Origin of the sequence: Streptomyces sp. NBC_01439 (assembly GCF_036227605.1) — a bacterium.
Classification (GTDB): Bacteria; Actinomycetota; Actinomycetes; order Streptomycetales; family Streptomycetaceae; genus Streptomyces.
This window is the reverse complement of the sequence record NZ_CP109487.1, coordinates 8,176,126-8,201,211: the sequence shown is the minus strand read 5'-3', so window position 1 is coordinate 8,201,211 and position 25,086 is coordinate 8,176,126. Positions and strand designations below refer to the sequence as shown.

General features: G+C 71.7%; 19 protein-coding genes. 11 read left to right on the top strand and 8 right to left on the bottom strand.

Translation table 11 applies throughout. From position 1 onward, the window contains the following. Positions 1 to 13: 13 nt before the first annotated feature. The 3 genes from OG207_RS37295 to OG207_RS37285 form a co-directional block, all read right to left on the bottom strand. A complete protein-coding gene (locus tag OG207_RS37295) occupies positions 14 to 457 on the bottom strand; it encodes a roadblock/LC7 domain-containing protein (protein WP_329105076.1) in 444 nt (147 codons plus the stop codon). Next, positions 457 to 3,114 (bottom strand): sensor histidine kinase, encoded by a 2,658-nt coding sequence (locus OG207_RS37290; RefSeq protein WP_329105074.1) that lies wholly within the window; start codon positions 3,112 to 3,114, stop codon positions 457 to 459. The genes OG207_RS37295 and OG207_RS37290 overlap by 1 nt, the downstream gene beginning before the upstream one ends. A 200-nt stretch (positions 3,115 to 3,314) precedes the next feature. After that, on the bottom strand, positions 3,315 to 4,094 hold the full coding sequence (locus OG207_RS37285; RefSeq protein WP_329108153.1) for an MHYT domain-containing protein: 780 nt from the start codon (positions 4,092 to 4,094) through the stop codon (positions 3,315 to 3,317). Between the two features lie 185 nt (positions 4,095 to 4,279). On the opposite strand from OG207_RS37285, the gene OG207_RS37280 reads away from it, so the two are divergent. After that, positions 4,280 to 4,945, top strand: a complete 666-nt coding sequence (locus tag OG207_RS37280; protein ID WP_329105072.1) for a class I SAM-dependent methyltransferase — start codon at positions 4,280 to 4,282, stop codon at positions 4,943 to 4,945. Here OG207_RS37280 and OG207_RS37275 read toward each other — a convergent pair. After that, positions 4,930 to 5,844, bottom strand: a complete 915-nt coding sequence (locus OG207_RS37275) for an oxygenase MpaB family protein (protein WP_329105069.1) — start codon at positions 5,842 to 5,844, stop codon at positions 4,930 to 4,932. The two genes, OG207_RS37280 and OG207_RS37275, sit on opposite strands and share 16 nt — an antisense overlap. A gap of 134 nt (positions 5,845 to 5,978) precedes the next feature. Here OG207_RS37275 and OG207_RS37270 point away from each other — a divergent pair, with 134 nt between their 5' ends. Further along, a complete protein-coding gene (locus OG207_RS37270; RefSeq protein WP_329105066.1) occupies positions 5,979 to 6,776 on the top strand; it encodes a hypothetical protein in 798 nt (265 codons plus the stop codon). Positions 6,777 to 7,044: 268 nt separating this feature from the next. Beyond that, the gene (locus OG207_RS37265; RefSeq protein ID WP_329108151.1) at positions 7,045 to 8,043 is read left to right on the top strand and encodes a polyprenyl synthetase family protein; all 999 of its coding nucleotides are present in this window, start codon (positions 7,045 to 7,047) and stop codon (positions 8,041 to 8,043) included. A gap of 150 nt (positions 8,044 to 8,193) precedes the next feature. Here OG207_RS37265 and OG207_RS37260 read toward each other — a convergent pair whose 3' ends face one another. Beyond that, the gene (locus OG207_RS37260) at positions 8,194 to 8,376 is read right to left on the bottom strand and encodes a hypothetical protein (RefSeq protein WP_202202783.1); all 183 of its coding nucleotides are present in this window, start codon (positions 8,374 to 8,376) and stop codon (positions 8,194 to 8,196) included. 185 nt (positions 8,377 to 8,561) lie between these two features. Between OG207_RS37260 and OG207_RS37255 the strand changes: the two genes are divergently transcribed. The 7 genes from OG207_RS37255 (at position 8,562) to OG207_RS37225 (ending at position 19,603) form a co-directional block, all read left to right on the top strand. Then, positions 8,562 to 9,551, top strand: a complete 990-nt coding sequence (locus OG207_RS37255) for a hypothetical protein (protein ID WP_329105065.1) — start codon at positions 8,562 to 8,564, stop codon at positions 9,549 to 9,551. 3 nt (positions 9,552 to 9,554) lie between these two features. After that, positions 9,555 to 10,820 carry an SWF or SNF family helicase gene (locus tag OG207_RS37250; protein WP_329105063.1) on the top strand — a complete coding sequence of 422 codons (1,266 nt, stop codon included), beginning with the start codon at positions 9,555 to 9,557 and terminating at the stop codon, positions 10,818 to 10,820. Between the two features lie 198 nt (positions 10,821 to 11,018). Then, a complete protein-coding gene (locus tag OG207_RS37245; protein WP_329105061.1) occupies positions 11,019 to 12,326 on the top strand; it encodes a helix-turn-helix domain-containing protein in 1,308 nt (435 codons plus the stop codon). Between the two features lie 54 nt (positions 12,327 to 12,380). Next, positions 12,381 to 13,904, top strand: coding sequence for an acetaldehyde dehydrogenase ExaC (gene exaC / locus OG207_RS37240; protein ID WP_329105059.1), 1,524 nt, complete (start codon positions 12,381 to 12,383; stop codon positions 13,902 to 13,904). A gap of 662 nt (positions 13,905 to 14,566) precedes the next feature. After that, positions 14,567 to 15,439, top strand: a complete 873-nt coding sequence (locus OG207_RS37235) for a hypothetical protein (RefSeq protein WP_329105057.1) — start codon at positions 14,567 to 14,569, stop codon at positions 15,437 to 15,439. Continuing rightward, positions 15,424 to 18,942, top strand: coding sequence for a DEAD/DEAH box helicase (locus OG207_RS37230; RefSeq protein WP_329105055.1), 3,519 nt, complete (start codon positions 15,424 to 15,426; stop codon positions 18,940 to 18,942). The genes OG207_RS37235 and OG207_RS37230 overlap by 16 nt, the downstream gene beginning before the upstream one ends. Before the next feature lie 124 nt (positions 18,943 to 19,066). After that, the gene (locus OG207_RS37225) at positions 19,067 to 19,603 is read left to right on the top strand and encodes an SMI1/KNR4 family protein (RefSeq protein WP_329105052.1); all 537 of its coding nucleotides are present in this window, start codon (positions 19,067 to 19,069) and stop codon (positions 19,601 to 19,603) included. Positions 19,604 to 19,638: 35 nt separating this feature from the next. Here the strand turns inward: OG207_RS37225 and OG207_RS37220 are convergent, their stop codons facing one another. From OG207_RS37220 to acs, 3 genes are all read right to left on the bottom strand, one after another. After that, entirely contained in the window at positions 19,639 to 20,760 is a 1,122-nt protein-coding gene (locus tag OG207_RS37220) for an IS630 family transposase (protein ID WP_329105050.1), read from the bottom strand. 106 nt (positions 20,761 to 20,866) lie between these two features. Then, a complete protein-coding gene (locus tag OG207_RS37215; RefSeq protein ID WP_329105048.1) occupies positions 20,867 to 21,406 on the bottom strand; it encodes a GNAT family N-acetyltransferase in 540 nt (179 codons plus the stop codon). A gap of 616 nt (positions 21,407 to 22,022) precedes the next feature. Further along, complete coding sequence (gene acs / locus OG207_RS37210) at positions 22,023 to 23,984, bottom strand: acetate--CoA ligase (protein WP_329105046.1); 1,962 nt, start codon at positions 23,982 to 23,984, stop codon at positions 22,023 to 22,025. A 452-nt stretch (positions 23,985 to 24,436) separates the two neighbouring features. On the opposite strand from acs, the gene OG207_RS37205 reads away from it, so the two are divergent. Continuing rightward, positions 24,437 to 24,865: an OsmC family peroxiredoxin gene (locus OG207_RS37205; protein ID WP_329105044.1), complete on the top strand. Its 429-nt coding sequence runs from the start codon at positions 24,437 to 24,439 to the stop codon at positions 24,863 to 24,865. Positions 24,866 to 25,086 lie beyond the last annotated feature (221 nt).

Below are 25,086 nucleotides of genomic sequence, written 5' to 3'. Positions count from 1 at the left end.
CGGACCGCCGCCCTCAGCCGGCGGCCGGCGGGCGCGCCGCGAACCGGGGCGGGGTGTAGAGGTGCTCGCCGACCCGCTTCACGAGCCGGGCCATCTCGTAGGCGATCAGGCCGATATCGGCACTGGCGGCGCTGAGGACGGCCAGGCAGGAACCATCGCCGGCGGCTGCGACGAAGAGGAAGCCCTCGTCCATCTCGACCATCGTCTGGCGCACTTCCCCGACGTGGAAGTGCCGGCCCGCGCCCTTGGCCAGGCTGTGGAAGCCGGAGGCCACCGCGGCCAGGTGCTCGGCGTCCTCCCGGCTGAGCGCGCTGGAGGCGCCCACCGCCAGGCCGTCGTTGGAGAGGACCACGGCATGCCGGACCTCGCGCACCCGGAGCACCAGGTCGTCGAGCAACCAGTCCAGCTCGCCGGATCTGCGGTCGCCGTCGAGGTCGATCCATTGGTGTTCGATCATCACACTTCTCCTTCGCTGCCTGCGTGAGGGGAGTTCTCCTGGGCGCCCCGGACCCAGCCGGCCCGGTAGGCCGCCATCCGGTCCCGAGCCTGCTCCGGACTGCGGCCCGACGGCTCCTCGGGCAGGCGCGATGCGGCCGGGGCCTTCGGGGCGGGGGCCTCCCGGAGCTGCGGGACGAGACTGGCCTGACGCACCCGGCGCGGCAGCTCCGTCACCGAGGCCGCAGGCACCGCGGCCGCCTGGGTACGGGCGTCCGCGCCACCGGGGGCGCGCGGCCGGAGCGAAGCCACCGGGGCCGGGCGCGGCTCCTCTCGTACGGGGTTCGGGGCCGGGGCCTCGGACTGCGCGTCTTCCCGTACGACGGTCACGGCCGGTGGCTGTTCGGCCCTCCCGGCTGTCTTCGGCGCCGGAGCGGAGGAGGGGGCGGGGGACGGGGACGTGGACTTGGAGGTTGACTTGGAAGGGGACCTGGACGCGGACGTGGACCGGGACGTGGACCGGACCGGAGCGAGGGCTGACGGCTCCGGGCCGGGCGCCGGGACCGGTTCCGGGGCCGCGCCGGGGACCGGGACCGAGCCTGGGGCAGCGGCTCCCGCAGGGGCTCCGGTCGTGATCGCGCCCTGGAGCATGGAATTCGGCAGGAGCACCACCGCCGTGGTGCCGCCGTAGGGCGAGGTGCGCAGGTGCACCTTCACCCCGTGGCGCGCCGAGAGGCGACTGACCACGAAGAGCCCGAGCCGGTCGCTGTCGAAGAGGTCGAGGGACTCGGACTGCTCGATGCGGCGGTTGGCGTCGCCGAGGGATTCGGGGCCCATGCCGAGTCCACGGTCCTCGACCTCCAGGACGTAACCGGTACCGACGGGCTCGCCACTGACCCGGACCTTGGTGTGCGGCGGGGAGAACTGGGCCGCGTTCTCGATGAGTTCGGCGAGCAGGTGGGTGAGGTCGGCGACGGCTCCCCCGACCACGGCGGCTTCCGCGAGCTGCCGGACCTCGATCCGCGGGTAGTCCTCGATCTCGGAGACGGCGGCCCGCACGACGTTCGTGAGGGGGACCGGCATCCGCCAGGCCCGGCCCGGGGCGGCCCCCGAGAGGATGATCAGGCTTTCCGCGTGCCGGCGCATCCGGGTGGTCAGGTGGTCGAGGCGGAAGAGGTCACCGAGCTCGTTGGGGTCGTCGGCGCGCCGCTCCATCGAGTCGAGCAGGGTGAGCTGCCGGTGCACGAGGACCTGGCTGCGGCGGGCGAGGTTGACGAAGACACCGGAGATCCCGTCGGCGAGTTCCGCCCGTTCGACGGCGGCGCTGAGCGCGGCCCGGTGTACGGTGCCGAGCGCCTCACCGACCTGGGTGATCTCGTCCTCGGCCGGCGGCCCGGGCGGGGTCTCGGCGGCGACGTCGATCTCCTGGCCGGCGCGCAGCCGTTCCATCGCCTGCGGGAGTTTGCGGTGGGCGATCTCCAGGGCGGTGTTGCGCAGCGAGACGAGTTCGACGACCAGTGCCCGGCCGATCCGGACCGAGATGACGAGGGAGGCGGCGACGGCCGCCAGGCCCAGCAGCACGGCGGCCCCGGCCGGGGTCAGCGCCCCTTCCGTGAACGGGTCGGCCCGGCCGGCGACCGCGGCCCGTGCAGCCGCCTCGACCTCCCTCATCGAGGAGGCGATGCCGTTGTGGGCGGCTTCCCATCCCGCGGGCGCCCCGCGGCTCTCCTTGGAGGTGCCCGCCGCCAGCGCGCGGTCCTCGGCTCCGGTGAGATCGGCGTAGGCGGCGCTCTTGGCGGCGGACTCCCAGACGGCCTGCTGGTCGGCGGGGAGGTCGTGAGCGGCGGAGTCGGTGAGCGCGCGGCGGGACTCGACGGCGCCGGTCAGCTGCCGAAGCGTTTCGGCCGTGCGCGGGCCGGGGGCGGCGAGCAGCGCGTCCTCCCGGGACAGCAGTTCCGCGGCGCGGGAGAATTCGAGCAGGACCCGGGCGTCGGGGCCGAGTTCGGCCTTCTCCCCGCCGGTCAGGGCGCCTCCGACGGCGAAGGCGGAATCGACCACGCGGGTGTAGATGGTGTAGGCCGCCTCGGGGGTGGCCCGGCGGTCGGTGATGTCCTTGCGCGACGCGCCCAGGCTTTCGGCCGCGGCTACGAAGGCCTCGAGCCGCACCACGATGTCGGAGCGGTAGTCGCCGGAGTCGGCGACCGTGTGCTGGTCACCGAGCCGCAGCCGCTGGACGGCGGCGTCGGTCCGGCGGGCCTGCTGGTCCAGGGCGCCCGGGTCGGAGGCGGGGTCGGCGAGCAGACGGACCGCTACCCGCCGCTCCGCCTGGAGCTCGGTGACGGCTGCGGCGACGGGCGTGCGGATCTCGGTGTCGACCTGGTGGACTCGGCTGAGCCGGGCCATGTCCTGGGCGGTGTTGACGGTGGCGAAGGCCCAGAGGGCGAGGAGCGAGACGACCGGGACCATCAGCAGCGAAACGATCTTCGCGCGGACGGTGGCGGGGCGCAGCCGCAACCGCGGCCGGGATCCGCTCGTGCGCGCGGGGGGCGGGTCGGGCCGGTCGTCCCGGAGCTCCGCCGGTTCCTCGGCCGGCGGACCGGCGTGGGCCCGGCGTCCGCGTGCCGGGGGCGCGGGCATCCGCGGCGCCGCTGCTTCCGGTCTTCTGCGGGGTGTTCGCATGGGCTCCTCGTTCCGGGCGGTGCCTACGGGTGCGGTGTGGCGGGTGTGGCGAAGGGGACGGGTGGGGCGGAAGGACAGGTGGGGTGATGCAGCGGTGGGTGATGGAGCGGTGGGGCGGTGGCCGGTACGCGCCGGGGCGAAGCCGTGGAATCGGCACGGGCCACGGGTGCGCGGGCCACGGGTGCGCGGTCAGTACGGGGTCAGTGCGCGGTCGCGGTGTGCTCCCCCAGGTGCCGGGCCGACGGGGAGGCGGCGGGCCCGTCGACCGTCGGGGACAGCGCGACGAAGGCCGCGGTGATGAACAGGTAGGAGCCCAACCCGACGGCGAGCGGGAAGATGAACTGCATGGCCGTGGCGCCGGGAAGGGCCGCGTCCGAGGGGCTGACGCTGACGGCGACGGCCATCATCCCCGTGTAGTGCATGCTGCTCACGGCGGCGCCCATGACGAGCGAGGCGACGGCGACCGCCACCGGGGACTTGATGTTGAGCGCGGCCCACAGGGCGGCGGTCGCCGCAATCACGGCGATGGCGACGGAGAGTCCGACGGTGAGCGGATCGTAGGAGACGTCGCCGTGCAGACGCAGGGCCGCCATGCCCAGGTAGTGCATGCTGGCGACGCCGAGTCCGGTGGTCAGGCCGCCCAGTACGAGGGACCGGCCGCGGTCCTTTCCGTAGCCGACGGCAAAGACTCCGGCGCCCACCACCAGCACGGCGACGAGCAGGCTGAGGATCGTGAGGGGCACGTCGTAGTGGATCTCGGTGCCCGTGACCTCGAAGCCGAGCATGGCGACGAAGTGCATGGTCCAGATACCGGTGCCGATGGCGGAGGCCGCGGTGAGGAGCCAGTTGCGGCGGGAGGCTCCGGTCGTGGCGAGAGCCCGGACGGTACAGCGCAGCCCGAGAGCGGCGCCGATCGATGCCATCACATATGACAGCGCGGGTGTCAGCCAGCCGTAGGCGGCGTGGTCCAGATGTCCCAGGTGTCCCATGGCCACGGGACGCTAGTCCGGGTGAGGGCGCGAACAGGGGGCGCATTTCGAAAGCAGCTGGAACTGCTGGAATATGACAGAGCTACGTTCGCCTTCGATCACACCACGTTCCAGCTTGCACACGGTCCGCAGGCGCGCGGGCACCCGGGCGGGTGCCCGTGGGGGATCATGGGCGCATGAGCGAAGACCACACACACGTGCAGGAGTTCTTCGGGGCGCGTGCGGCGGACTGGGACCGCAGGTTTCCCGGGGACGGGCCCGCGTTCACCACCGCCGTGACCGAGTTCGGACTGCGGCCCGGGGACCGCGTGCTCGACGCGGGCTGTGGCACCGGGCGGGCCATGACCGCGCTGCGGGCCGCCGTCGGACCGTCCGGAACCGTTCTCGGCGTGGACCTCACCCCGCAGATGCTGGCCGCCGCGCGGCGGGCGGGGCGGGACGCCGAGGGCGCCCTGCTGCTCGCTGACGTGGCCCGGCTGCCGCTGCGCGACGAGGTGCTCGACGCGGTGTTCGCCGCCGGGCTCATCGCCCACCTGCCCGACCCGGGGGCGAACCTGTCCGAGCTCGCCCGGGTGGTCCGTCCCGGTGGCGGGCTCGCCCTCTTCCACCCGATCGGGCGAGCGGCCCTCGCCGCTCGGCACGGTCGCGAACTGACCCCGCAGGACATGCGGGCCGAGCACAACCTCGGCCCGCTGCTGACCGGTTCGGGCTGGAACATGGTCTCGTACGCCGATGACGACGACCGTTTCCTGGTGCTGGCCGTGCGTCGCCCCTCAACGCGTTCGTACGTCGGCCCCGCGCCCGGGGTCCGCGGAGGCGCCCGGGATCAGGCCGGAGGCTGAGCCTCGGCTCCGGCGGGCCGGCGGGGATGCGGAACGGGGCAGCCGCCCGAGCCGGGCACGGGGAACGTGCCGAGCTCACCCACGTCGTAGCCGTCCGGATAGCCCTTGATCTCCGGGTTCTGGCGGGCGTAGTGGGGGGCCCTGCGCGGGGGCAGGAGCCGTACCGCGCGGCCGCGCAGCCGCAGGGCGCCCTGGACGAGGCGCTGGACCGGGGCGCGCGGGGTCTCGTACCGGAAGGCGCGCAGCAGCGATTCGTCGAGGAGGGCGAGGCTCGCGCGCCGCACGGCGGGGGCGACCGGCGCCGGGTACCAGGAGGCCATGAGGTCGAGGGTGGAGTCGGCGACCTTGCGGGCGCCTTCGTCCCAGCCGAAGTGGGCCTCTTCGTAGGCGTTGAGGGTGATCTCGAACTCCTCGTAGGAGCCCGGGATGTCCGTGATGCCCAGGTGGCGGCCGAGAGCGGCGTAGTAGTTCGCGCAGGCCCGGCGCTCGTGGTGGGTCAGCGGGCGCCAGCCGTAGGCGTCCAGCCAGCGTGCCGGAATCACCACGAAGGTGCACAGGACGTACCGCATGTCCTCGTTCGAGATGTCGTAGCTGCGGTGCATCTGGTTGACACGGCGGATGGCGGTGCGCGCAGTGTCGCTCTCGAAGCCGTGCTCGACGACCGCGTCCAGGAGCAGCGAGGTGTCGTCGTAGCGCTTCTGGGGCCGGTCGGTGAACTCGGCCGTCTCGGCCAGCAGGCCACCGATGCTCGGGACGGCATAGGTCCGGAACAGAGCGAGTTCCAGGGCGCGGGTGAAGTCCCAGGGGAACTCGTAGGTGGCGGTGAGCCGGTAGATGGCGAGGAAGTCCTTGTCGGGATCGAGACGGAGGATCTCCCTCAGCCGATCGTAACGCTGCACCGGTGTCCCTTTCTGTGGCGGGTTCCCAACTCTACGTGCAGGTAGCAGCCTTGGAAATCGCGTCCCGCAGGCTCTCGACGGGCGGGTTACCCGCTGGTTAAGGTGCGCCGACGAAAGAGCTACCGGGAGGCCAGGTGTCCGACGACGAGGGTGGCGGCTCGCTGTACGTGCTGACCGCCGTGCTGCTGACCCCGGCACAGTTCCCCAGCATCCTGGGCGACGACTTCCCCGAGGCCTGCTCCCTGCTAGGCGTGGCCCCGAACGGGGAGGGGTACGGGCTGGTGCTCGGCCAGGACGAGGAGGGCGCGCGCTGGACGGTCGTCGTGGACGACGTGTCGCTCGTCGCGACGGCCATCGCCTCCTGGGACTGCGGGATGGAGTACGACCTGTCCCCCGACGAGCGGACGATCGTGGTCTCGCTGGCGGGCTGGCCACTGGAGCTTTCGGTGGCCGCGTCGGGAATCCCGGAACCGCACGATCCCGAGCAAGGAGCGGACGGTACTGGGCGGGTACCGCTCGCCCCGCCCTCGGCGGACGTATGGGGTCCGGTGCAGCGACGGATGGGCGCGGACCAGATCGCCCGGGAGTGGGCGGACTGGAGCGAGCGCGTGGCCACGGACGGCGGGGCCGCTGCCGCCGCGCACCCCGGGCTCGCACGGGCACTGGAGGAGGCCGTGGCGTACACGAAGACCCCGCCGCCGCCCGGCCGGGTGCGGTCCTCGTTCGCCGGCGAGGGGGTCCGGACGCTGCGGGTGGACGGGCCCGGCTGGTCGCTCGTGGCGCGCACCGGCGAGGCGGCCTTCGTCCTGCTGGACGAGGAGCCGAGCGAGGTGCTCACGGTCCCCCACAAGGCAGACGCGGACCAGCCGGGCCTACCGGATCTACCGGACCTGCTGACGGCGCTGGACCGCATCGCAGTCCGCCCGTCGTGAACACGAGCCGGAGTGGGCGATGGCGGTGACAGCAGCGGTAGCGGCAGCAGCGGCCCGATGTACGCCCGGTACCGAGCGGTTCGTCGACGGCCGGCCTCCGGGCGGGGACCGTCACGGCTCCCCATGATCGAAAAGAACCAGCCATGGCGGCTGGAAATCGCTCTGGATCCCCTTCCTCCAGAATGATCGAATCGGCCAGTCAAGAGGCTCAAAGGCGCGCACCCCGCGCCCGCGGCCCATTCCACGACGGAGGCCATTCTTGAATTCCATGTCCTACCTGGACCTGCACCGGGAAGTCTCGCAGGACATCGACGCGGAGATCGACGCCGCGCTGGAGCGGCTCGGCCCAGTGGCGAGCACGACCAGGAACTCAGTGGCCAAGCTCTTGGAGCACCGCAAACTGAGACATCCCCTCTCGGTGCTGCCGCTCCTCACGCACGCCATAGAGACCGGCAATCCGAGGCCGGCCATCCCGCTGTCCGCCGTCCACCTGCTGTGGTGGACCTCGGCCTGCTACCTCGACGACCTGGCGGACGCCAACGGCGCCTCCATCTCCGGCGAGCTCACCGAGAACGAAGCGCTGCTCGCATCCGTCATCACGGGGAACTCGCTCCCCATCCAGATCCTCCTCTCGCAGGACCTCCCGGACTCGTCGCGCAGCGCGCTGATAGCCGAGATCCTGAACGGCTGGATCATCGGCGTCGACGGCCAGATCGACGACATGCGCGGGGACATCTGCAGCGCCTCGCGGAAATCAGTGGTCGAGACGTACCGCGGCAAGTCCGGTGCGCCCTTCGGAATGATCACGGCAATGGCCGCGATATTCTCCGGAACAACGGCCGAGAAGGTGGAGCTGTGGCGTGAATTCGGCTACGTCTTCGGCATCCTTTGGCAAATATTCAACGACCAGGAAGACATCCTGTCCGGCCGCAACGAGGACCTGCTCAACGGCACGGTCACCTATCTCCTCGCCTCCGTCATCGAGGACTCCTCGCCCGATGCCCGGGAGCACGTCCTGGGCCTGTGCGCGGCCGCCGGACGCTCGCCTCAGGCCAGAGCGGAACTGGAGGCACTGCTGCGGACGCCCACCGCTCTCGACCGGTACCGGGCCGAGATCGACGCGTTCCGCGCCGAGGGGTACCGGATCCTGGACGAACTGGGCGGCGACGAGACCTACTTGCCGGTACTCCGACACCTCGTGGACCACGCGTCCCAGATGCTGCTCGAAGCGGATCCCGCCCCGGCCTTCGTGAGCGGCGCCGCCTGACCCGGCCGCCGCCCGGGCGGGCCACGCCCTGCGGGCGTCACCGCACCGAGCGGGTACACGCCCGAGTCCCGCCCCGCGGCCGTGCTCGCCGGGCTCCGCGCCGAAGCCGGAGCCCGGCCGCCCTGCCGGGCCGGCGCGCGGCGGCCGCGGTCAGCGGCCGATCTGCTTCCTGGATATACCCCGCAGACGACGGCGCTGGGAGGAGTCCAGCAGGAGGTAGGCGGCGACCGGCACGCCGATCAGGACCAGCAACCCCGCCCAGAACCCCACGGTCCAGAACAGCACGATGGCTGCCACGACTCCGGCAACCGCGATCTTTCCGCTCGTGGACATCTGCGGACACCTCCTCCTGCCGTCGACCACTACTACCCCGCTCAACGCGCCGCCGCGACCACGCGTTCCCCGACACCCGAACGACCTTCGAAGCGACCCGGGGCGCGGTCGCGCCCCCGTCGCCGGGCACACTCGATGACGTAAGCTCGGCCGCCCCGCACCAAGTAGTCAAACTTGAGGAATGCGTGCTCTTCGAGATCTCCGGCCTCATCCACGACCACTCCGCCGTCTTCCTTCCCGCCGACCCGCCGCGCCGCGGTCGGATCGCCCTCTGGCGGACCGCCGGCACGCCGCCCGGCGCCCCTGCCGGTGCCCGTGCCGGGGTCCCTGCCGGGGTCCCTGCCGGGGCACCTGCCGATGCCGATGCCGGTGCCCCGTCCCATGGCGGCGGCTTGGAGGAGCTCACGGTCATCTCCCCCGACCTCCGCCGGTCCACCGTGGTCGCGCACATCCTGTCCGTGGACGAAGCCCTGCCCCTCCTCACCCGCGCCCGGTCCGCGGCGACCGGGGCGGGACCCGGCGGCCCGACCGACGGAACCGACGGAACCGGTGACTCCGCCACGGCGTTCTGGGGCGCCGCCGCGCTGCTCGCCCTGCGCTTCGCCGCGCGCGGGCAGCTCCTGCCCGGGCTGAGTCCCGCCGGCCACGACGCGTGGCGGATCGGACCGCTGGAGGCCGCCGACCTCGACGAGGTCCGGGAACTGGCCGCCGCCATGCCGCCCGCCGCCCGTTGCGTGCCGCTGAACGCCGACGGGCCGCCCCGGCTGCCCTCGCCGGAACCGTTGCTGCGGGCCTTCCTCGACGCCATCGCCGACGCCCTCCCCCGCTCCCCCGCCGCCCCCGCGGCCGCCGGTGGCCCCGCCTACGCCGACCGCCCTCCGCAACTCCACCCCGAGCTGCGCGGATGGGCCGCCGAGGTGGCCGCCGGACATGACGCCGGGGTCCGGATCTCCTTGCGGATCGAGCTCGACCGGGCCCTGGACCGGGTCCTCGCCGTACAGGTCCACCGGATCATCGCCGAGGGCACCGTCGAGGACCGGATCGCCGAGCTCCTGGCGCGCAAACGCGCCCTGGCCGACGCCGTCCTCGCGGGCGGCGAGGGCGCGCTGACCGAACTGACCGATGCCGAACTGGCCGAGCTCGTGGCGCTGCGCCCGGCCGCTCGCGGGGAGTGAGCGATGAACAGCCGAGAGCCGTACGAGAAGACCTTCCCGGCCCTGGCGCCCGCCCCCGGCCGCGGCTTCGCCCGCACGTGGTGGGGCCGTGCCTGGCTGCGCGCCCTGGAGGACAGTGCGCTCGACGAGGCGCAGGTCAAGCAGGGTCGCCGGTACGCGCGCGCGGGCGCCGTCGGCGCGGTGTCGGCGCGCCCCGGCGGGCTCACCGCGGTGGTGCGCGATCCGGACGGGACGGCGCACCGGACGGACGTGCTGGTGCAGGAGTTCACGGAAGCGGAATGGGACCGACTGCTGGATCTGGCTGCCGCGGAGGCTGGGCACATCGCGGCGCTGCTCGACCGGGAGGTGCCGCCGGAACTCGCCGAGGACGCCGCCGCGGCCGAGGTCGAGCTGCTGCCCGGCATAGGAGACCTCGACCCGCGCTGCGACTGCGGCGAGTGGGACCACTGCCCGCACACGGCCGCGCTCTGCTACCAGGTGGCCCGGCTACTGGACCAGGACCCCTTCGTGCTGCTGCTCCTGCGGGGCCGGGGCGAGCGCGGGCTGGTGGACGAGCTGGCGGAGCGGAGCAGGGTGGAAGCGGAAGCAGAAGCAGCCGCTCCGCACGCGCCGGTCGACGAGGGGGTCCCGGCGGCGGAGGTCTTCGCGGTGGGCGCTGCCCTGCCTGCCCTGCCCCCGCTGCCGGGGCTGCCACCGGCGCCGGGCCAGCCGCCGACCCTGGACACGGAGACCGATGCGGAACCTGAACTCGACGTGGATGCGGTGGAGTTCCTGGCGCAGGCGGCCGCGACCGAGGCCCACCGGCGGCTCGCGGAGGCGCTGACTCCGGGACACGCCGAACGCGCCCCGGCGGCCCCGCTCACACACGCCCAAGACGCCGTACGACTCTCGGCCGAGGCCGGTGACTTTCGGCTCCGTTCCCGCCTGGCGGCGGCTACCGGGCGCAGCCGGGCCGAGATGGAACTGGCCGTACGCGCCTGGGGCTTCGGCGCGGCCCAGGGCCTGGCGGTGCTGGAGGAAGACTGGACGCCGGGCCGGAGCGAACTGGCCCGTGCCCGGTCGGCCCTGGCCGCGGCCTGGGCGGACGGGGAGGCTCCGGTGCTCCGCCGGGTCCGCGCCCGCTGGACGGAAGCGGGCACCGACCGCCAGCTCCGGCTGGGCCGGGAGGGGCGCTGGTGGCCGTACCGCCGCGAGGCGGGTCGGTGGATCCCGTCGGGGCCCTCCGCCCCCGACCCGGGCTCGGCGCTGGAGGCCGATCCCGCCCCATGAGGTTGAGGCTCGCGCGGGCCGCATACCGCCGGCGCCCTGGCCGACGTACGCCTTGCCCGGACCCGGTACCGGGACGACGATGAGGAAGCTCCGCAGCTCCACAGCTCCACAGATCGGCAACGCCGTAGCTCCGCAACTCCACAACTCCGCAACTCGGCAACTCGGCAGCTCCGTACCGCGGCACCTCGGGAGGGTGACATGGGCGATCCGTCGGTGGCGCTGCCGGGCGGGGCCGATCCGGCCGCGCGCACGCGCGAACTACGGCGGGCACATGCCGCGTTCACCCGGGACGGGCGGGTCGAGGGTCCGGTCCGGGCGGTCATCGCGCGGTCCTGGCGGCGGTGCGCGCGGGCCCGGCTCAGCCCGGAGTGCGCGCCCCGGGTGGAGCTCGCGGAGGCGGAGCTGCGCTCGTACCGCGAGGAGCATCCGCTGGCCCGGGTGATGCCGCTGTTCCGGGAGCTCGTGGGGGCGTTCGCCGCGCACGGTGCCCACCTGCTGGCGGTGTGCGACGCGCGGGGCAGCCTGCTGTGGGTGGAGGGCGAACAGGGAACCCTGCGCAGGGCCGAGGGCCTCGGCTTCGTCCCGGGCGCGCGCTGGGCGGAGTCGGCGATGGGCACCAACGCACCGGGGACGGCGGTCGCGACGGGCGAGCCCGTGCAGGTCTTCGGGGCCGAACACTTCAGCCGCCGGGTACACCCGTGGACCTGCGCGGCGGCCCCGGTGCGGGACCCCCGGACGGGCAGGCTGCTGGGCGCGGTGGACATCACCGGGGGCGACGGCCTGGCCCACCCGCACTCCCTCGGCTTCGTACGGGCGGTGGCCCGGGCGGCGGAAGCCCAGTTGACGCTGCTCGAACCGGATCGGCCGGCCCCCAGGAACACCCTCGCCGCCCTCGGCCAGGACGAAGCACTGCTGGTCACCGCCGGTCGCAAGCTCCGGCTCGGGCGGCGGCACAGCGAGATCATGGCGCTGCTCGCGCACCATCCCGAGGGCTTGTCCGGCGAGGAGCTGGCGATCTCCTTGTACGAGGACGAGTCGGTGTCGCCCGTGACGTTGCGCGCCGAGATCTCCCGGCTGCGCGCCCTGCTGGGGCCGTCGGCGCCGCTTTCGAGGCCGTACCGCACGGCCGGTCCGCTGGACGCGGATTTCACCGTCCTGACCCGGCAGTTGGCCGCCGGGGCGGTGTCCGCGGCCCTCCACCACTACCCCGGCCCCCTGCTGCCGGGCTCCACCGCACCCGCCATCGTCCGGTTGCGGCGCCGGATCGAGGACCAGGCTCGGGCGGCCGTGATCGCACGGGCGGATGCCGGGATGCTGACCGACTGGGTGTGCAGCCCGTGGGGCGCGGACGACCCGCAGGCGTGGCGGGCGCTGGCGGCCGCGCTGCCCCCGGAACGCCGGCCGGCCGCGCTGGCCCACGCGCACGCCCTGGACCGGGAGCTGGGCGCGCGCCCGGACCCAGGTGGTCGGCGGCGTGCAACGTATCCGCAACCTGCCCGCCCCTAGCCTCCACCCGAGCGCTGTCCGACGGCGGCCGGCGCCCGGCAAGGGGAGGACACCATGGCCCGCTACGCTGCGCCCGGAACCGAGGGGGCGCTCATGTCGTACGCGTCCCGCTACGACCACTTCATCGGCGGCGAGTACGTTCCGCCCGCCCGCGGCCGGTACTTCGAGAATCCTTCCCCCGTCAACGGCCGGGTCTTCACGGAGGTCGCCCGGGGCACGGCCGAGGACGTGGAGCGGGCGCTGGACGCGGCCCACGCGGCGGCGCCCGCGTGGGGGCGTACGTCGGTCGCCGAGCGGTCGTCGATCCTGCTGCGCATCGCGGACCGGACGGAGCAGCACCTGGAGGCCCTCGCGGTCGCGGAGACCTGGGAGAACGGCAAGCCGGTGCGGGAGACCCTGGCGGCCGACCTCCCCCTGGCCGTGGACCAGTTCCGGTACTTCGCGGGCGCCCTGCGGGCGCAGGAAGGCGCACTGAGCCAGATCGACGACGACACCGTCGCCTACCACTTCCACGAACCGCTGGGCGTGGTCGGACAGATCATCCCGTGGAACTTCCCGATCCTGATGGCGGTGTGGAAGCTGGCCCCGGCGCTGGCGGCGGGCAACACCGTGGTCCTCAAGCCGGCCGAGCAGACCCCAGCCTCCGTCCACTACTGGCTGGGTCTGGTGGCGGACCTGCTGCCGCCGGGCGTGGTCAACATCGTCAACGGCTTCGGGGAGGAGGCGGGCAAACCCCTCGCGTCCAGTCCTCGGGTGGCGAAGATCGCCTTCACCGGGGAGACCGCCACCGGTCGGCTGATCATGCAGTACGCGGCCGAGCACCTGAAGCCGGTCACCCTGGAACTCGGCGGCAAGAGCCCGAACCTCTTCTTCGACGACATCTGGTCCACGGACGACGACCTGCGCGACAAGGCCTTGGAGGGTTTCACCATGTTCGCCCTCAACCAGGGCGAGGTGTGCACGAGCCCGTCGCGTGCGCTGATCGAGCGGGGCAGGTACGGGGACTTCCTCGACGCGGCGGTGGCCCGTACCGAACTGATCGTGTCGGGGCACCCGTTGGACACGGACACGATGATCGGGGCGCAGGCCTCGGAGGAGCAGCTGAAGAAGGTCCTGTCGTACGTGGAGATCGGCCAGCGGGAGGGCGCGAAGATCCTCACGGGCGGCGAGCGCCGGGAACTGGAAGGCGATCTCGCGGGCGGCTTCTACGTCCAACCCACCATCTTCGAGGGCGACAACCGCATGCGGATCTTCCAGGAGGAGATCTTCGGGCCGGTGGTGTCGGTGACCTCGTTCCAGGACTTCGACGATGCCCTACGGATCGCGAACGACACGGCGTACGGCCTGGGCGCGGGCATCTGGACGCGGGACATCAACACCGCCTACCGCGCGGGCCGCGCGATCCAGGCGGGCCGCGTCTGGACGAACTGCTACCACGCGTACCCGGCACACGCTGCATTCGGCGGATACAAGCAGTCGGGCATCGGCCGCGAGACCCACAAGATGATGCTGGAGCACTACCAGCAGACGAAGAACGTTTATTGCAGCTATTCCCCGAAAGCAGTTGGGTTCTTCTAGACCGCCAAGTCGAGCCCCCGGAAGGGAAACTGCCCTCCAGAAGCCAGTTCCGAAGCGTCACCCATCGACACAGAGGCATCACGCTAGGTGCGGAAAGGGGTCGCTCAGTCACATCTCCCGGACCAGTCACGGACCAGACTCCCGCCCGAGGGCGAGGCAGGCGAAACCCTCTGACACGCATGGCGGCACGGCGCAGCGGAACAGCTCAGGCTTTGCCACGCGCTCCGCGGCAGCCGCCGTGTCCTCGCCACACTGTCCTCCGTCCGGCCCCGCTGGCAGGTACACGCGACGCTGGTTCCGCGACCGGCCAGACCCCCAGCGCTCTGGCGACCGGCCGCACGGGCCGGCCTAGCAGTGCACCACCTGGTGCGACCCACTCGATGAAGCCCTCCCAACCGCGGCCCCTCGTCGGCTGAGTGCGCGGGGGCTGGGCTGGGCTGGGCTGGGCTGGGCTGGGCTGGGCTGGCACAGCGTGACCGTCGTCGACGAGCCAGCGCGGGCACGAGCACCAGCGATCGCGAGCAAATCGGGCAGCCCGTGCATTCGGTGAGCCACTCCACGATTTCGCCGCAGGAGGCTGCGCGGCGATCTTCGGGCTCGATAGGGTGGCCCGTGTCGGCACCCCAGGTCCCGGCTCAGGGTAAAAGCGGGAGGTGGGGCGGGTGTCGATACCTGCGCAGCAGGCGATGGAGCACGCCCTGGACGTCGGCGGTCGCCTGGTCGATCTCACCCGGAGGGAAAGCCGCGGCCATGGGCAGGTGTGCCCATGGGACCTGGTGGTGACCATCGGCCAGAGGCCCAAGGACCGCGCCGCGGCCGCCTGGGTCATCGCGGACGAGGTGATGCAGGCCCGCACCGACCTAGACGATCATGCCTACCAGCTCTGGCGCGACCACGTCCTGGCCGGCACCACTTTGGCTGGCCCCGACCACGCGCACGTCCTTCTGTACGCGGGTCCTGTGTTTGAGGCCAACGACGACACTGGTGTTACCGGCTACGTGGGCGAATGGCTCTGGTACCTCACCACCCGTGACCTCCCCCCTGAACCCGGACGCAGCGTGGAAATCCTGGACCCGCCGTCGTCAACGGTGACCGACAGCGGGCCCGACGGACTGCTGATTCACCGCGTGCCCGGCAGTGAGCTGGGGTTCGTCTTTCGGCTGTGGGAGATGAAGAAGTTCACCGCGGAGAAGACGAAGCCGAGCGACACGATCCGCAAGGCATGGCAGCAGCTGAACACCTGGGGCGCACGGTACCTGGGTCAGATCTCGTGGGGAGGACGGGAGCTCGCCCCCGACACCCGGGGGTTTGTCGCTTCGATGGCGCGGCAGTGGGTGGATGCGAAGGAGTCGGGCAGCGGCGGGGTCAGCGTGGCCATCAATGCCGCGGACACCCCGGATACGGCCTTCGAACGTTCCCACTTGCACTTCACCACCCATGCCCACGCGGGCGCACTGCAAGGCTTGGTGGTGGCGATCGAGGATCTTGAGGACTTCGCCAAGACCGTAAGGAGGTACGTGTGGAGCGCACTCTAGACCCGGAGGTGCTCGCATCTGCGCTCGGCGAGTACCGGGTGGGCGGGGTGCTGCCCAGCGCCGCGGACCTGCTGGCGGCGATGACCGAGTTGGAGGTCGCCGCGTTCCGCGGTGAGCGGGAGATTGAGGACGAGACGCTCGCCACCGCATGGTTTCTGCACGGCCTCGCCGCACTGGACCCGGATACTCCCGGCTACGACGCGGTACGTGTGCGACAGGCCTTCGCCACCAGCGCGCACCTGATGGACCTCGCCCTCGGTGACGACCGGCGTCCGGCGGTCGAACGGCTCCAGATCGCCTTCGCCGCGCAGGCCGGATACCGGCGCAGCGAGCAGGACCCGAACGCCACCGCCGTCTACAGACAGATCAGCTCTCTGATCGACTTCACCGGTGAACTCCGCCTGCACATCGGCACCCTCGCGGTGGAGGCTGGCGTGGTCTTTCTCAGCTTCGATCGGCCGGAGCTGGGCCGGGCGCTACGGGCGTGGCGGCGGCAACTGCGCGGGGTACGGGCAGTGATGCGCCGCGAGTCCCTCACGGGGACCATGTATGGGCCCGCGGAGGCCGTCGTTGAGGCGGTCTTCCGTCTGTACCAGTTCCTGGGGTTCGGCGAGGAGCAGGATCTGCTGTCCGCTCAGCGGCTGCTCATGGACGTGATGACGGAGACGGCCGGCCGTGGTGACCGGCTGGCGCGGTGGGTTGCCGCGCACCTGTTCCAGCTGAGCGGGGAGATGTCGGCCAGCAGCCTGTACCAGCTACTTCCTCCGGGTACTCCCCCGGCCGTGGCGCGGAGCTTCGCGTTGTCGAGGCCGCCGGTGATGACGCTCTGGCCGCCGCAGCGCCAGCTCCTGAAGCTGGAGCGCGGCAACCCGCTCGATCCGGCGACGTCACGCAGCCTGATCAGCGTGCCGACCAGTGCGGGCAAGACACTGATGGCTCAGCTGGTGATCTGCTCGCACCTGGCGCAGCGCCCCGGGCGCGTGGTGTACGTGTCGCCGATGCGCAGTCTCGGGCGTGAGATGCGCTCGGCCCTGCGAGGCCGACTGCGGGTGCTCGGGCGGCGCTTGGCCGCGGAGCAGCCGGAGTTCCCACTGGGCGCGTGGGCCTCGTCAGCCGAGTCGGACGGTGCGGACGTGGAGATCGTCACCCCCGAGCGGCTCATGCACATGATCCGCAACAACCCCGGCGAGGCGCTGGCCGATGTCGGGCTAGTCGTCGTCGACGAGGCCCACCACCTGGGCCAGGGCAGGCGCGGCTTCGTGCTGGAGAGCCTGCTCGCGCTGCTGCAGGCCCGCAGCGACGTCCGGCTGGTGCTGCTGTCCGCGGCCGTCGGCAACAAGGGCGACATCGCCTCGTGGCTCGACCCGCAGCGCCCCGAGCGGGAGGTCTACTTCACCGACACTTGGCGAGGCCCGCGCCGAATGCACGGCCTCATGTACCCGAACCTGATGGCTGAGCAGGCCGAGCTGGCGGAGCGGCTGCCGACGGCGAAGCATGCCTCGCCGGTGCTCGCCACCGTACCGGTCGAGACCCTTCTCGCCGTCCGGCCGACCGCCTCCTCAACCATCGCCCGGCTGACCACCGGCGAGGTGGGAACGCGGCGCTTCGCCGGCGCCGCAGGGCGGTGGACTGCCCGGACTCGCCTTCCGGGCGGGATCGCCGACTACAAGATCTTCGCCGCCGGCGCCGCGGAGCTCACCGCCTCCGGCAGCGTCCTAATGGTCGTCGGCACCAGGCGCGAGGCCCGTGACGCGGCGCTCGCCATCGCCGACCGCCTGCCCGAGCGATCCGAGGCCACGGCCCTGACCGACTATCTCGCCGACACCCTCGGCGAGGAGCACCCACTGGTGCGCTGCACCCGGCACGGCGTCGCCTACCACCATGGCGCCCTGCCCGAGGACGTCCTGCATGCCATCGAGGGCGCTCTGCGCCGCGACGATCTCCTGGCGATCGCCAGCACCAGCACCCTCACCGACGGCGTCAACCTGCCCGTGCGCACCGTCATCGTCCACCACAAGGTCGACGGCGACCCGCTCACCTACGACGGCCAGCGCGCCCTATCCCCTGCCGAACTCCTCAACGCCATCGGCCGCGCCGGGCGGGCCGGCCGGGAAAGCGAGGGCTGGATCTTCCTGACACGCCCCTACCCGCCCCACCCCACCGAGTTCGACATCCTCAACCCCGACCCGGAGCAGCTGCGCGTCGTCTCCACACTGCTAACCAGCGATGCCCTGGCCGATCTCGCCGCCGCCGAGGACACCCTTCGGCAGGACGCCGACGGCGTCTTCGCGCTGGCCGACGGCGTCGCCGCGGACTTCGCCTCCTTCGTCTGGCTCGTACTGCATCTCCACGCTGCCTCGCCGGCGCCGCAGGGGGGACCCCTCGACATCCTGGACTCGCTGTTCGCCCTGTCCCAGACCGGTAACGGGCGGACCACCAACCGGTGGCTCTCAATCGCGGACCAGGTCGCGGCAGTGTTCGAGACCACCGACCCCGGCCCGGCCGGCAGGTGGGCTGGAACCGGCACCAGCCTGGGGTCGGCCCGCTACCTCGACTGGCTCGGAAAGCACCTTGCCGTGCTGCTCAACCGGGATGTTGTGGACGACGCCACCCGAACCACCGGCGGCGGCTGGCGCTCTGAACCGGCGGAATGGCCGCTGCAGCGCACCCTCGACTTCCTCACCGAGCACCAGGTCTTCGACCGCTTGCTCGAGCATCTCCCGGAGGTCACCAAGACCTGGAGCTTCAAGGACAAGGAAACCCGGGGCACGCAGATGAACGTCCCGGTCGCCCCTGCCCTCCGCGAGTGGATCTCCGGCACCGCGATCCCCGACCTCGCCCGCTCCTGGCAGCCTGACATTCCGGCTGCGTGGGCGCTCGAACAGGCGGTACGCAATATCAGCACCGCCTTCGGGCACGCCCTGAGCTGGACCGTCGGCGCCTTGATCAACCTGGTCAACACCAGCCCCGATCTCTCCCCCGACGCGCCCAGGCTGAACCAGCACACGGCCTGGCACATCCGGCACGGCGTCGACACCGAACAGGCCCTGACCCTACTTACCTCCGGCGTCACCTCCAGGCGCATCGCGCACCTCCTCGGCCACGACGCCGCCCGTCTCAGGCACCGGTCGGCCGACCTCCGGCGGTGGACCGCCCAACACCACATCGACGGCTGGGCGCAGCAGTACGGGGCGAGCGACTACGAAATCCAGGACCTCCTCGACTACGTCCGCACTCCTTCCGACCCGATCAACCGGCTCCTCGACGACCGCGCCACTACCACTCCGCTGACCCGGCTGGTACCGGGAACGCCCGACGGGCCGGTCGACGTCGCACGACCCAGCGAACGCCACCCGACCATCCGCATCGACCGCGACCAGCACCAGGTGGCGACCGTGCCTGCCGACCGCCACCTCGACGTCCTTGCGATGCTCGAGAGTGGCCTCGACCTCGACCACCGCCTCCACGACGGGCAACTCGTCACCACCCGCCGCAGCCGGTAGCCACCGGCCCGCTAGTGCTGTGACCGGGAAGGTTCGCCGGGTTGAGGACGCTGGGCAGCTCGGTGTTGTCAGAGGGAGGCTGATGATGTTCCCAGCCGGTCACAGCTCAGGGACGAGGGAAGACATGCCATCGGCATTGGAACGCCTCCAGGCACTGCTCGGGGAGCCGGAGGAGGCGTGGGGCTGGCCGCGCCGAGAGGTCTGGGAGGCCTCCGAACAGCACCTCGGTGTCACGCTGCCCGCGGACTACAAGGCCTTCATGGCCGTGTACGGGCCCGGAACCCTCGACGGGTACCTCCACCTCGACCGGCCGACTGGTCCCATGGCCCCTGCCGAACTCGAAGACTTCTGGTCCCTGGAGGCCTGGCGCGATGCACGGGGAGGGTGGGAGGACCTCTACCCCTTCCCCTTCCACCCCGACCCTGGTGGGCTCATCCGCTGGGGCCACGACGAGCACAACAGCGAGTACTACTTCCTGGCCAGCGACCCAGATCCGGGCAACTGGGAGATCGTGGTCGGCAGCGAATGCGCGGAGTGGTACCGCACCAGCGGCACTTTCACCGACTTCCTGATGCGCTGCTTCGACGGCCTCGACCGGGCGCCGTTCATGGACCGCGCCTGGCCCGGAGGCGACGCCCGCTACGAACCCTTCGACATGTAGTGCTGTGCCCGGGATGGGTTGCCAGGTCCGGGCGATCAGGCTGCGGCCGGCAGTGGCCTGCCGCCCCAGCGGAGACCTCGTTCGCTGCGGATGCGTGCGCGTTCGCGTCGTTGGGCGGCCAGGACGTCGGGGTGGCGGGCGTTCTGGTTGCGCCAGCGCAGGTAGGCGTGCAGGGCCCGGATCTGGACGGTGTGGTTCGGATGGTGGGAGTTGGCGAGGGTGAACTGCCGCAGCGGCCCGAAGTGAGCCTCGATGGGGTTGGCCCAGGATGCGTAGGTGGGTGTGAAGCACAGCTCGACCTTGTTCCTGGCCGCCCACCTGCGGATCTTCCAGTTCAGGTGGGCGGAGAGGTTGTCGAGGATCACGTAGATCGGGCCGCCGTCCGGGCGGGCTGCTCGGATCGACCGCAGAGCGGCCCAGATGTGGTCGATGCCTTTGCGTCTATGGTTGACGCCCCACAGCTTGTCGTCGCCGACGGAGTAGCAACCGTGGAAGTAGGTGATGCCGTGGGTGCGGCGGTAGGTGGCAGGCAGCCGGTGGGGGCGGCCCTGTTCGGCCCCGCAGGAGCCGGCGATGGGGCGGATGCCGAGAGGCCCGAACTCGTCGAAGGCGAACGTGCGGTCCGGACGCTCGTTGACCGCGTACTCGATCCGGGCGAGCTTGGCGTCGAAGGCCGGGTCCGGGGATTCCTTCCAGGTCTTCGTCCGCTGGAAGGTGATCCTGCGGCGGGCCAGTAAGCACCGCAGGGCCTCGCGGCCGATCCGGACGGGCCGGGCTATGTTCCTGCGGAGGTGATCGACCAGTTTGCGGACCGACCAGCGGGTGAAGGGCTTGCCCAGCACGGTGGGCCGGGTGGTGGCCGTCTGGATGACGAAGTCCTCGTCGTCACTGCTCAGCAGGCGAGGACGGCCTCCCGCCCACTGAGGGTTGAGGCATGCGAGCCCGATCTCGTTGAAGCGGTGGATCACGTCCCGGACGGTGTCCTCGTCCGCCTGGACCAGCCGGGCGATCACCGGGACCGTGCTGCCGCCGGCCGAGGCCAGAAGCATCATCGCCCGCCGAAACCGCACCGAGGTCGTGCTGCCCCGCCGCACAGTCTGCTGAAGCTTCCGCCCCTCCTGCTCCGTCAGCCTCCGGACCTTGACCGGTGGTGCCATCCCGCCTCCCCTGCTGGTTGGAAGCGTCAACACTTCCAACCAGCACAACGAGCAACCCGGTGAACCTATGCGGTCACAGCACTAGACGGTGCCGTGCGGCACGGGCTCACGCCACCGGGAGGGAGAAGGCGAGGGTTGTGCCGCCCGTCCGAGCGGGTGTGGCTCCGAGCCCGCGCATGATCTTGAGCATTCGAACGTTGTCCGCACCCGTCACGATGACCAGGGAGGAGCATCCGAGGTTCCGGGCCGTCGCGCGTGCCTGCGCTGCGAGTGCCGTTCCGAGCCCGCGCCCCTGCCAGCCGTCTTCGATGAGAAGGCCGAGCTCGGCCGTGCTGGAGTCCGTGGTGCGGACAAGGTTCATCGTGGCCACGACGTCGTGGGGGCTGTGCCGCGGGTGGGAGACCCATGAGCTGGCCCGGTCCGGGTTGGTGAGGTGGCTCCACTCTGCGAAGCGAAGGTCGCGGCGGGCGCTCTGGTATCGGGCGAAGCGCGATGCCAGGGAGCTGCGGTTGTGAAGCTGGTTGACGGCGTCGTAGTCGGCGAGTGTGGCGGGTCTCGTGGTCGTCTGGGTAGCAGCGTGCTCATAGGTCCAGGGCACGGTGTGCGAGGCGATGGGTTTGGCAGCGTAGAGGGCGTGGGTGGGCACGGTTGTCCTCGGCTCGTGTGGCGGGGCAGGGGGTGGCGCTGTGCGCACCTTGTCGGACGAGGGTGGCGGCCTCGGGCCGACGCGGGGGCTACTGCCTGGGGTCCCGGCACAAGGACTTGGCCCTGCGTGCCTTGTGACGGTGCGACGGCGGAAGACGGGCGGGGGGTCCGGCATCCGCCAGCACGCCGAGCCCCCGGGCCTCCTGCCTGTGGGCGGGATGCTGTGGGACTTGACGTTCGGATCTTGCGGTTGGGCGTGTCGGTCGGGGTGCGACCCAGCCTCCGAGGTGGTTTTCGCCAGCGGAGATTGCTCGGGGCCATACGTCTGCGAATCCCGCCAACGCCGGTGGCAGACAGGCGGAGTGAACGTCCAGCTGCTAGCCGTGAGCCTGGACTGCGAGGGGACCGGCGGCCAGCACTGTCGTACCGATGAGTGCCTTCCGCCACGGGACGGGCGGGCTGCTGCCGTCACCGGGGCGGATTCGCGGCGCGCTCGGGACGGGCCGCGGTAACACGGTGCACGGTGGACCGTCGCAGCCGTCCTCGGCGTTCGGCCGGGGCCCGTCTCTTGTGGCAGGCCGCCCGCGCGTGGCCGTCGCGCGGGCGGCGCCGGTGGATCAGTTGCCTTGTCTGTGCTGGGGGGAGGGCAGCTTGGTCTGGATCAGGTCCATGACCGAGGAGTCGGCGAGCGTGGTGACGTCACCGACCGCGCGGTTCTCCGCCACGTCGCGCAGCAGACGGCGCATGATCTTGCCCGAGCGCGTCTTCGGCAGCTCCTGGACCGGCAGGATCCGCTTGGGCTTGGCGATCGGACCCAGCGTGCTGCCCACGTGGTTGCGCAGGTCCGCGACCAGGTGCTCGGTCTCGGAGGCGCTGCCGCGCAGGATGACGAAGGCGACGATGGCCTGCCCGGTGGTCTCGTCGTTGGCGCCGACCACGGCGGCCTCGGCGACCGAGGGGTGCGAGACGAGGGCCGACTCGACCTCGGTGGTGGAGATGTTGTGGCCGGACACCAGCATCACGTCGTCGACCCGGCCGAGCAGCCAGATGTCGCCGTCGTCGTCCTTCTTGGCGCCGTCACCCGCGAAGTACTTGCCCTCGAAGCGCGACCAGTAGGTGTCGATGAACCGCTGGTCGTCGCCCCAGATGGTGCGCAGCATCGACGGCCACGGCTCGGTGAGGACCAGGTAGCCACCCCCGCCGTTGGGGACCTCGTGCGCCTCGTCGTCCACGACGGTGGCGGAGATTCCGGGCAGGGCGCGCTGAGCGGAGCCCGGCTTGGTGGCGGTGACGCCCGGCAGCGGGGAGATCATCATCGCGCCGGTCTCGGTCTGCCACCAGGTGTCCACGATCGGGCAGCGGTCGCCACCGATGTGCTTGCGGTACCAGATCCAGGCCTCGGGGTTGATCGGCTCGCCGACCGAGCCCAGCACGCGCAGGCTCGACAGGTCGAACTTCGCGGGGATGTCGTCGCCCCACTTCATGAACGTACGGATCGCCGTGGGCGCGGTGTAGAGGATGGTGACGCCGTACTTCTGGACGACCTCCCAGAACCGGCCCTGGTGCGGGGTGTCGGGCGTGCCCTCGTACATCACCTGGGTGGCGCCGTTCGCGAGCGGCCCGTAGACGATGTAGGAGTGCCCGGTCACCCAGCCGATGTCGGCGGTGCACCAGTAGACGTCGGTCTCCGGCTTCAGGTCGAAGACCGCGTGGTGGGTGTACGCGGCCTGCGTGAGGTAGCCGCCGGAGGTGTGCAGGATGCCCTTCGGCTTACCCGTGGTCCCCGAGGTGTAGAGGATGAAGAGCGGGTGCTCGGCATCGAACGGCTGCGGGGTGTGCTCGGCGGACTGCCGGCCGACCACCTCGTGCCACCAGAGGTCGCGGCCCTCGGCGAACGCGGTGTCCTGGCCGGTGCGGCGTACGACGAGCACGTGCTCGACCTGCGGACACTTGGCGACGGCCTCGTCGATGGCGGGCTTCAAGGCGGTGGGCTTGCCGCGGCGGTAGCCGCCGTCAGCGGTGATGACCAGCTTGGCGTCGGCGTCCTGGATGCGGGAGGCGACGGCGACGGCGGAGAAACCGCCGAAGACCACGGAGTGCGCGGCACCGACACGGGCGCACGCGAGCATCGCGACGACCGCCTCGGGGATCATCGGCAGGTAGACGGCGACGCGGTCACCGGCCTCGACACCCAGCTCGGTCAGGGCGTTGGCGGCCTTGGAGACCTCGTCCTTGAGCTCGGCGTAGGTGATCGAGCGGCTGTCGCCGGGCTCGCCCTCGAAGTGGATGGCGACGCGGTCGCCGTTGCCGGCCTCGACGTGGCGGTCCACGCAGTTGTACGCGACGTTGAGCTTGCCGTCCGCGAACCACTTCGCGAAGGGCGGGTTCGTCCAGTCGAGCGTCTCGGTCGGCTCGGTGGCCCAGGTCAGCCGCCGGGCCTGCTCGGCCCAGAAGCCCAGCCGGTCCGCGTCGGCCTGTGCATACGCAGCCTCGGTCACGTTGGCGGCGGCGGCCAGATCGGCGGGCGGTGCGAACCGCCGCTCCTCCTTGAGCAGATTGGCCAGGCTCTCGTTCCTCAACAGATTCTCCTTCTGGACCCGTTCGTGGTGCGTGTGCCCCGCGCCCGCCCCGACGAACGCGGGGCGGACGGCGGCACGGTTCGATCATGGCCTGCCAGCCGGGCTCCGAAGGCCGGTCTTTCGGTGCTGCAGAGCAAAGTTGTCGGTGGCAGGCCGGCCGCTGTCTGGCTGCGGATCGTCGCTGGTCTTCCGAGCGGCCCGGCGTCGGCCGTGGTGTCCCGTTGCACCGTGACGGTGCGGACCGAAGGAGTGGGCCGGGTCGGCCGAGGAGTTTGTGTGAGCACCTGTTTTCGCTGGCCAACTGCCCCGTGGCTCTGCTGTGATCGCCATCTCGGGCCCCAGGCGGAGCGTGCGGTCAGTACGTCGCCGGGGAGCCGTCCCACGGACCGGTCCCATCGGCGTGCGGCGGCGTGTCCCGCCCATCTCATAATCATCACCCTTGGAGGAACCTCATGGGCACCACTCGTACCGCGTCCACCGTGTGGAAGGGATCGCTGATCGAAGGGGCAGGCGAGGTGACGCTGGCGTCGTCCGGCGTCGGCTCGTACCCGGTGTCGTGGCCCGCCCGCGCCGGGCAGCCGGAGGGGGTGACCAGTCCCGAGGAGTTCATCGCTGCGGCGCATGCCTCCTGTTACTGCATGGCGCTCTCGCACGGGCTGTCCGAGGCGGGTACGGCGCCCGAGTCGCTGGAGACGCAGGCAGAGGTGACCTTCGAGCCGGGTACCGGGATCACCGGCATCGCATTGACCGTACGCGGATCCGTGCCGGGCCTGTCGGCGGAGGACTTCGCGGCGGCGGCCGAGGAGGCCCGGCGCAACTGCCCCGTCAGCCAGGCGCTCGGCGGCGTTCCCATCACCCTGGCCTCCGCCCGGCTGGGCTGACGGCCCGTGCCCGTCCCGGGCCGCGCTCACCGCGGCCCGGGACGGGCACGCCGGCGCTGCTCGACGCCGTAGCACGGCCGTCCGGGCGGTGTCCCGGGCGCCGGTCACCGCCACCGTTCTGCGTGGCCGGCTGCGTGGGCCTCCCGGGGGACGGCACGATCGGCCCGGCCCGTGGGCTGCCCGCCCGCACGGCGGTGGGACCATGGTGGCTCGGAATCGGC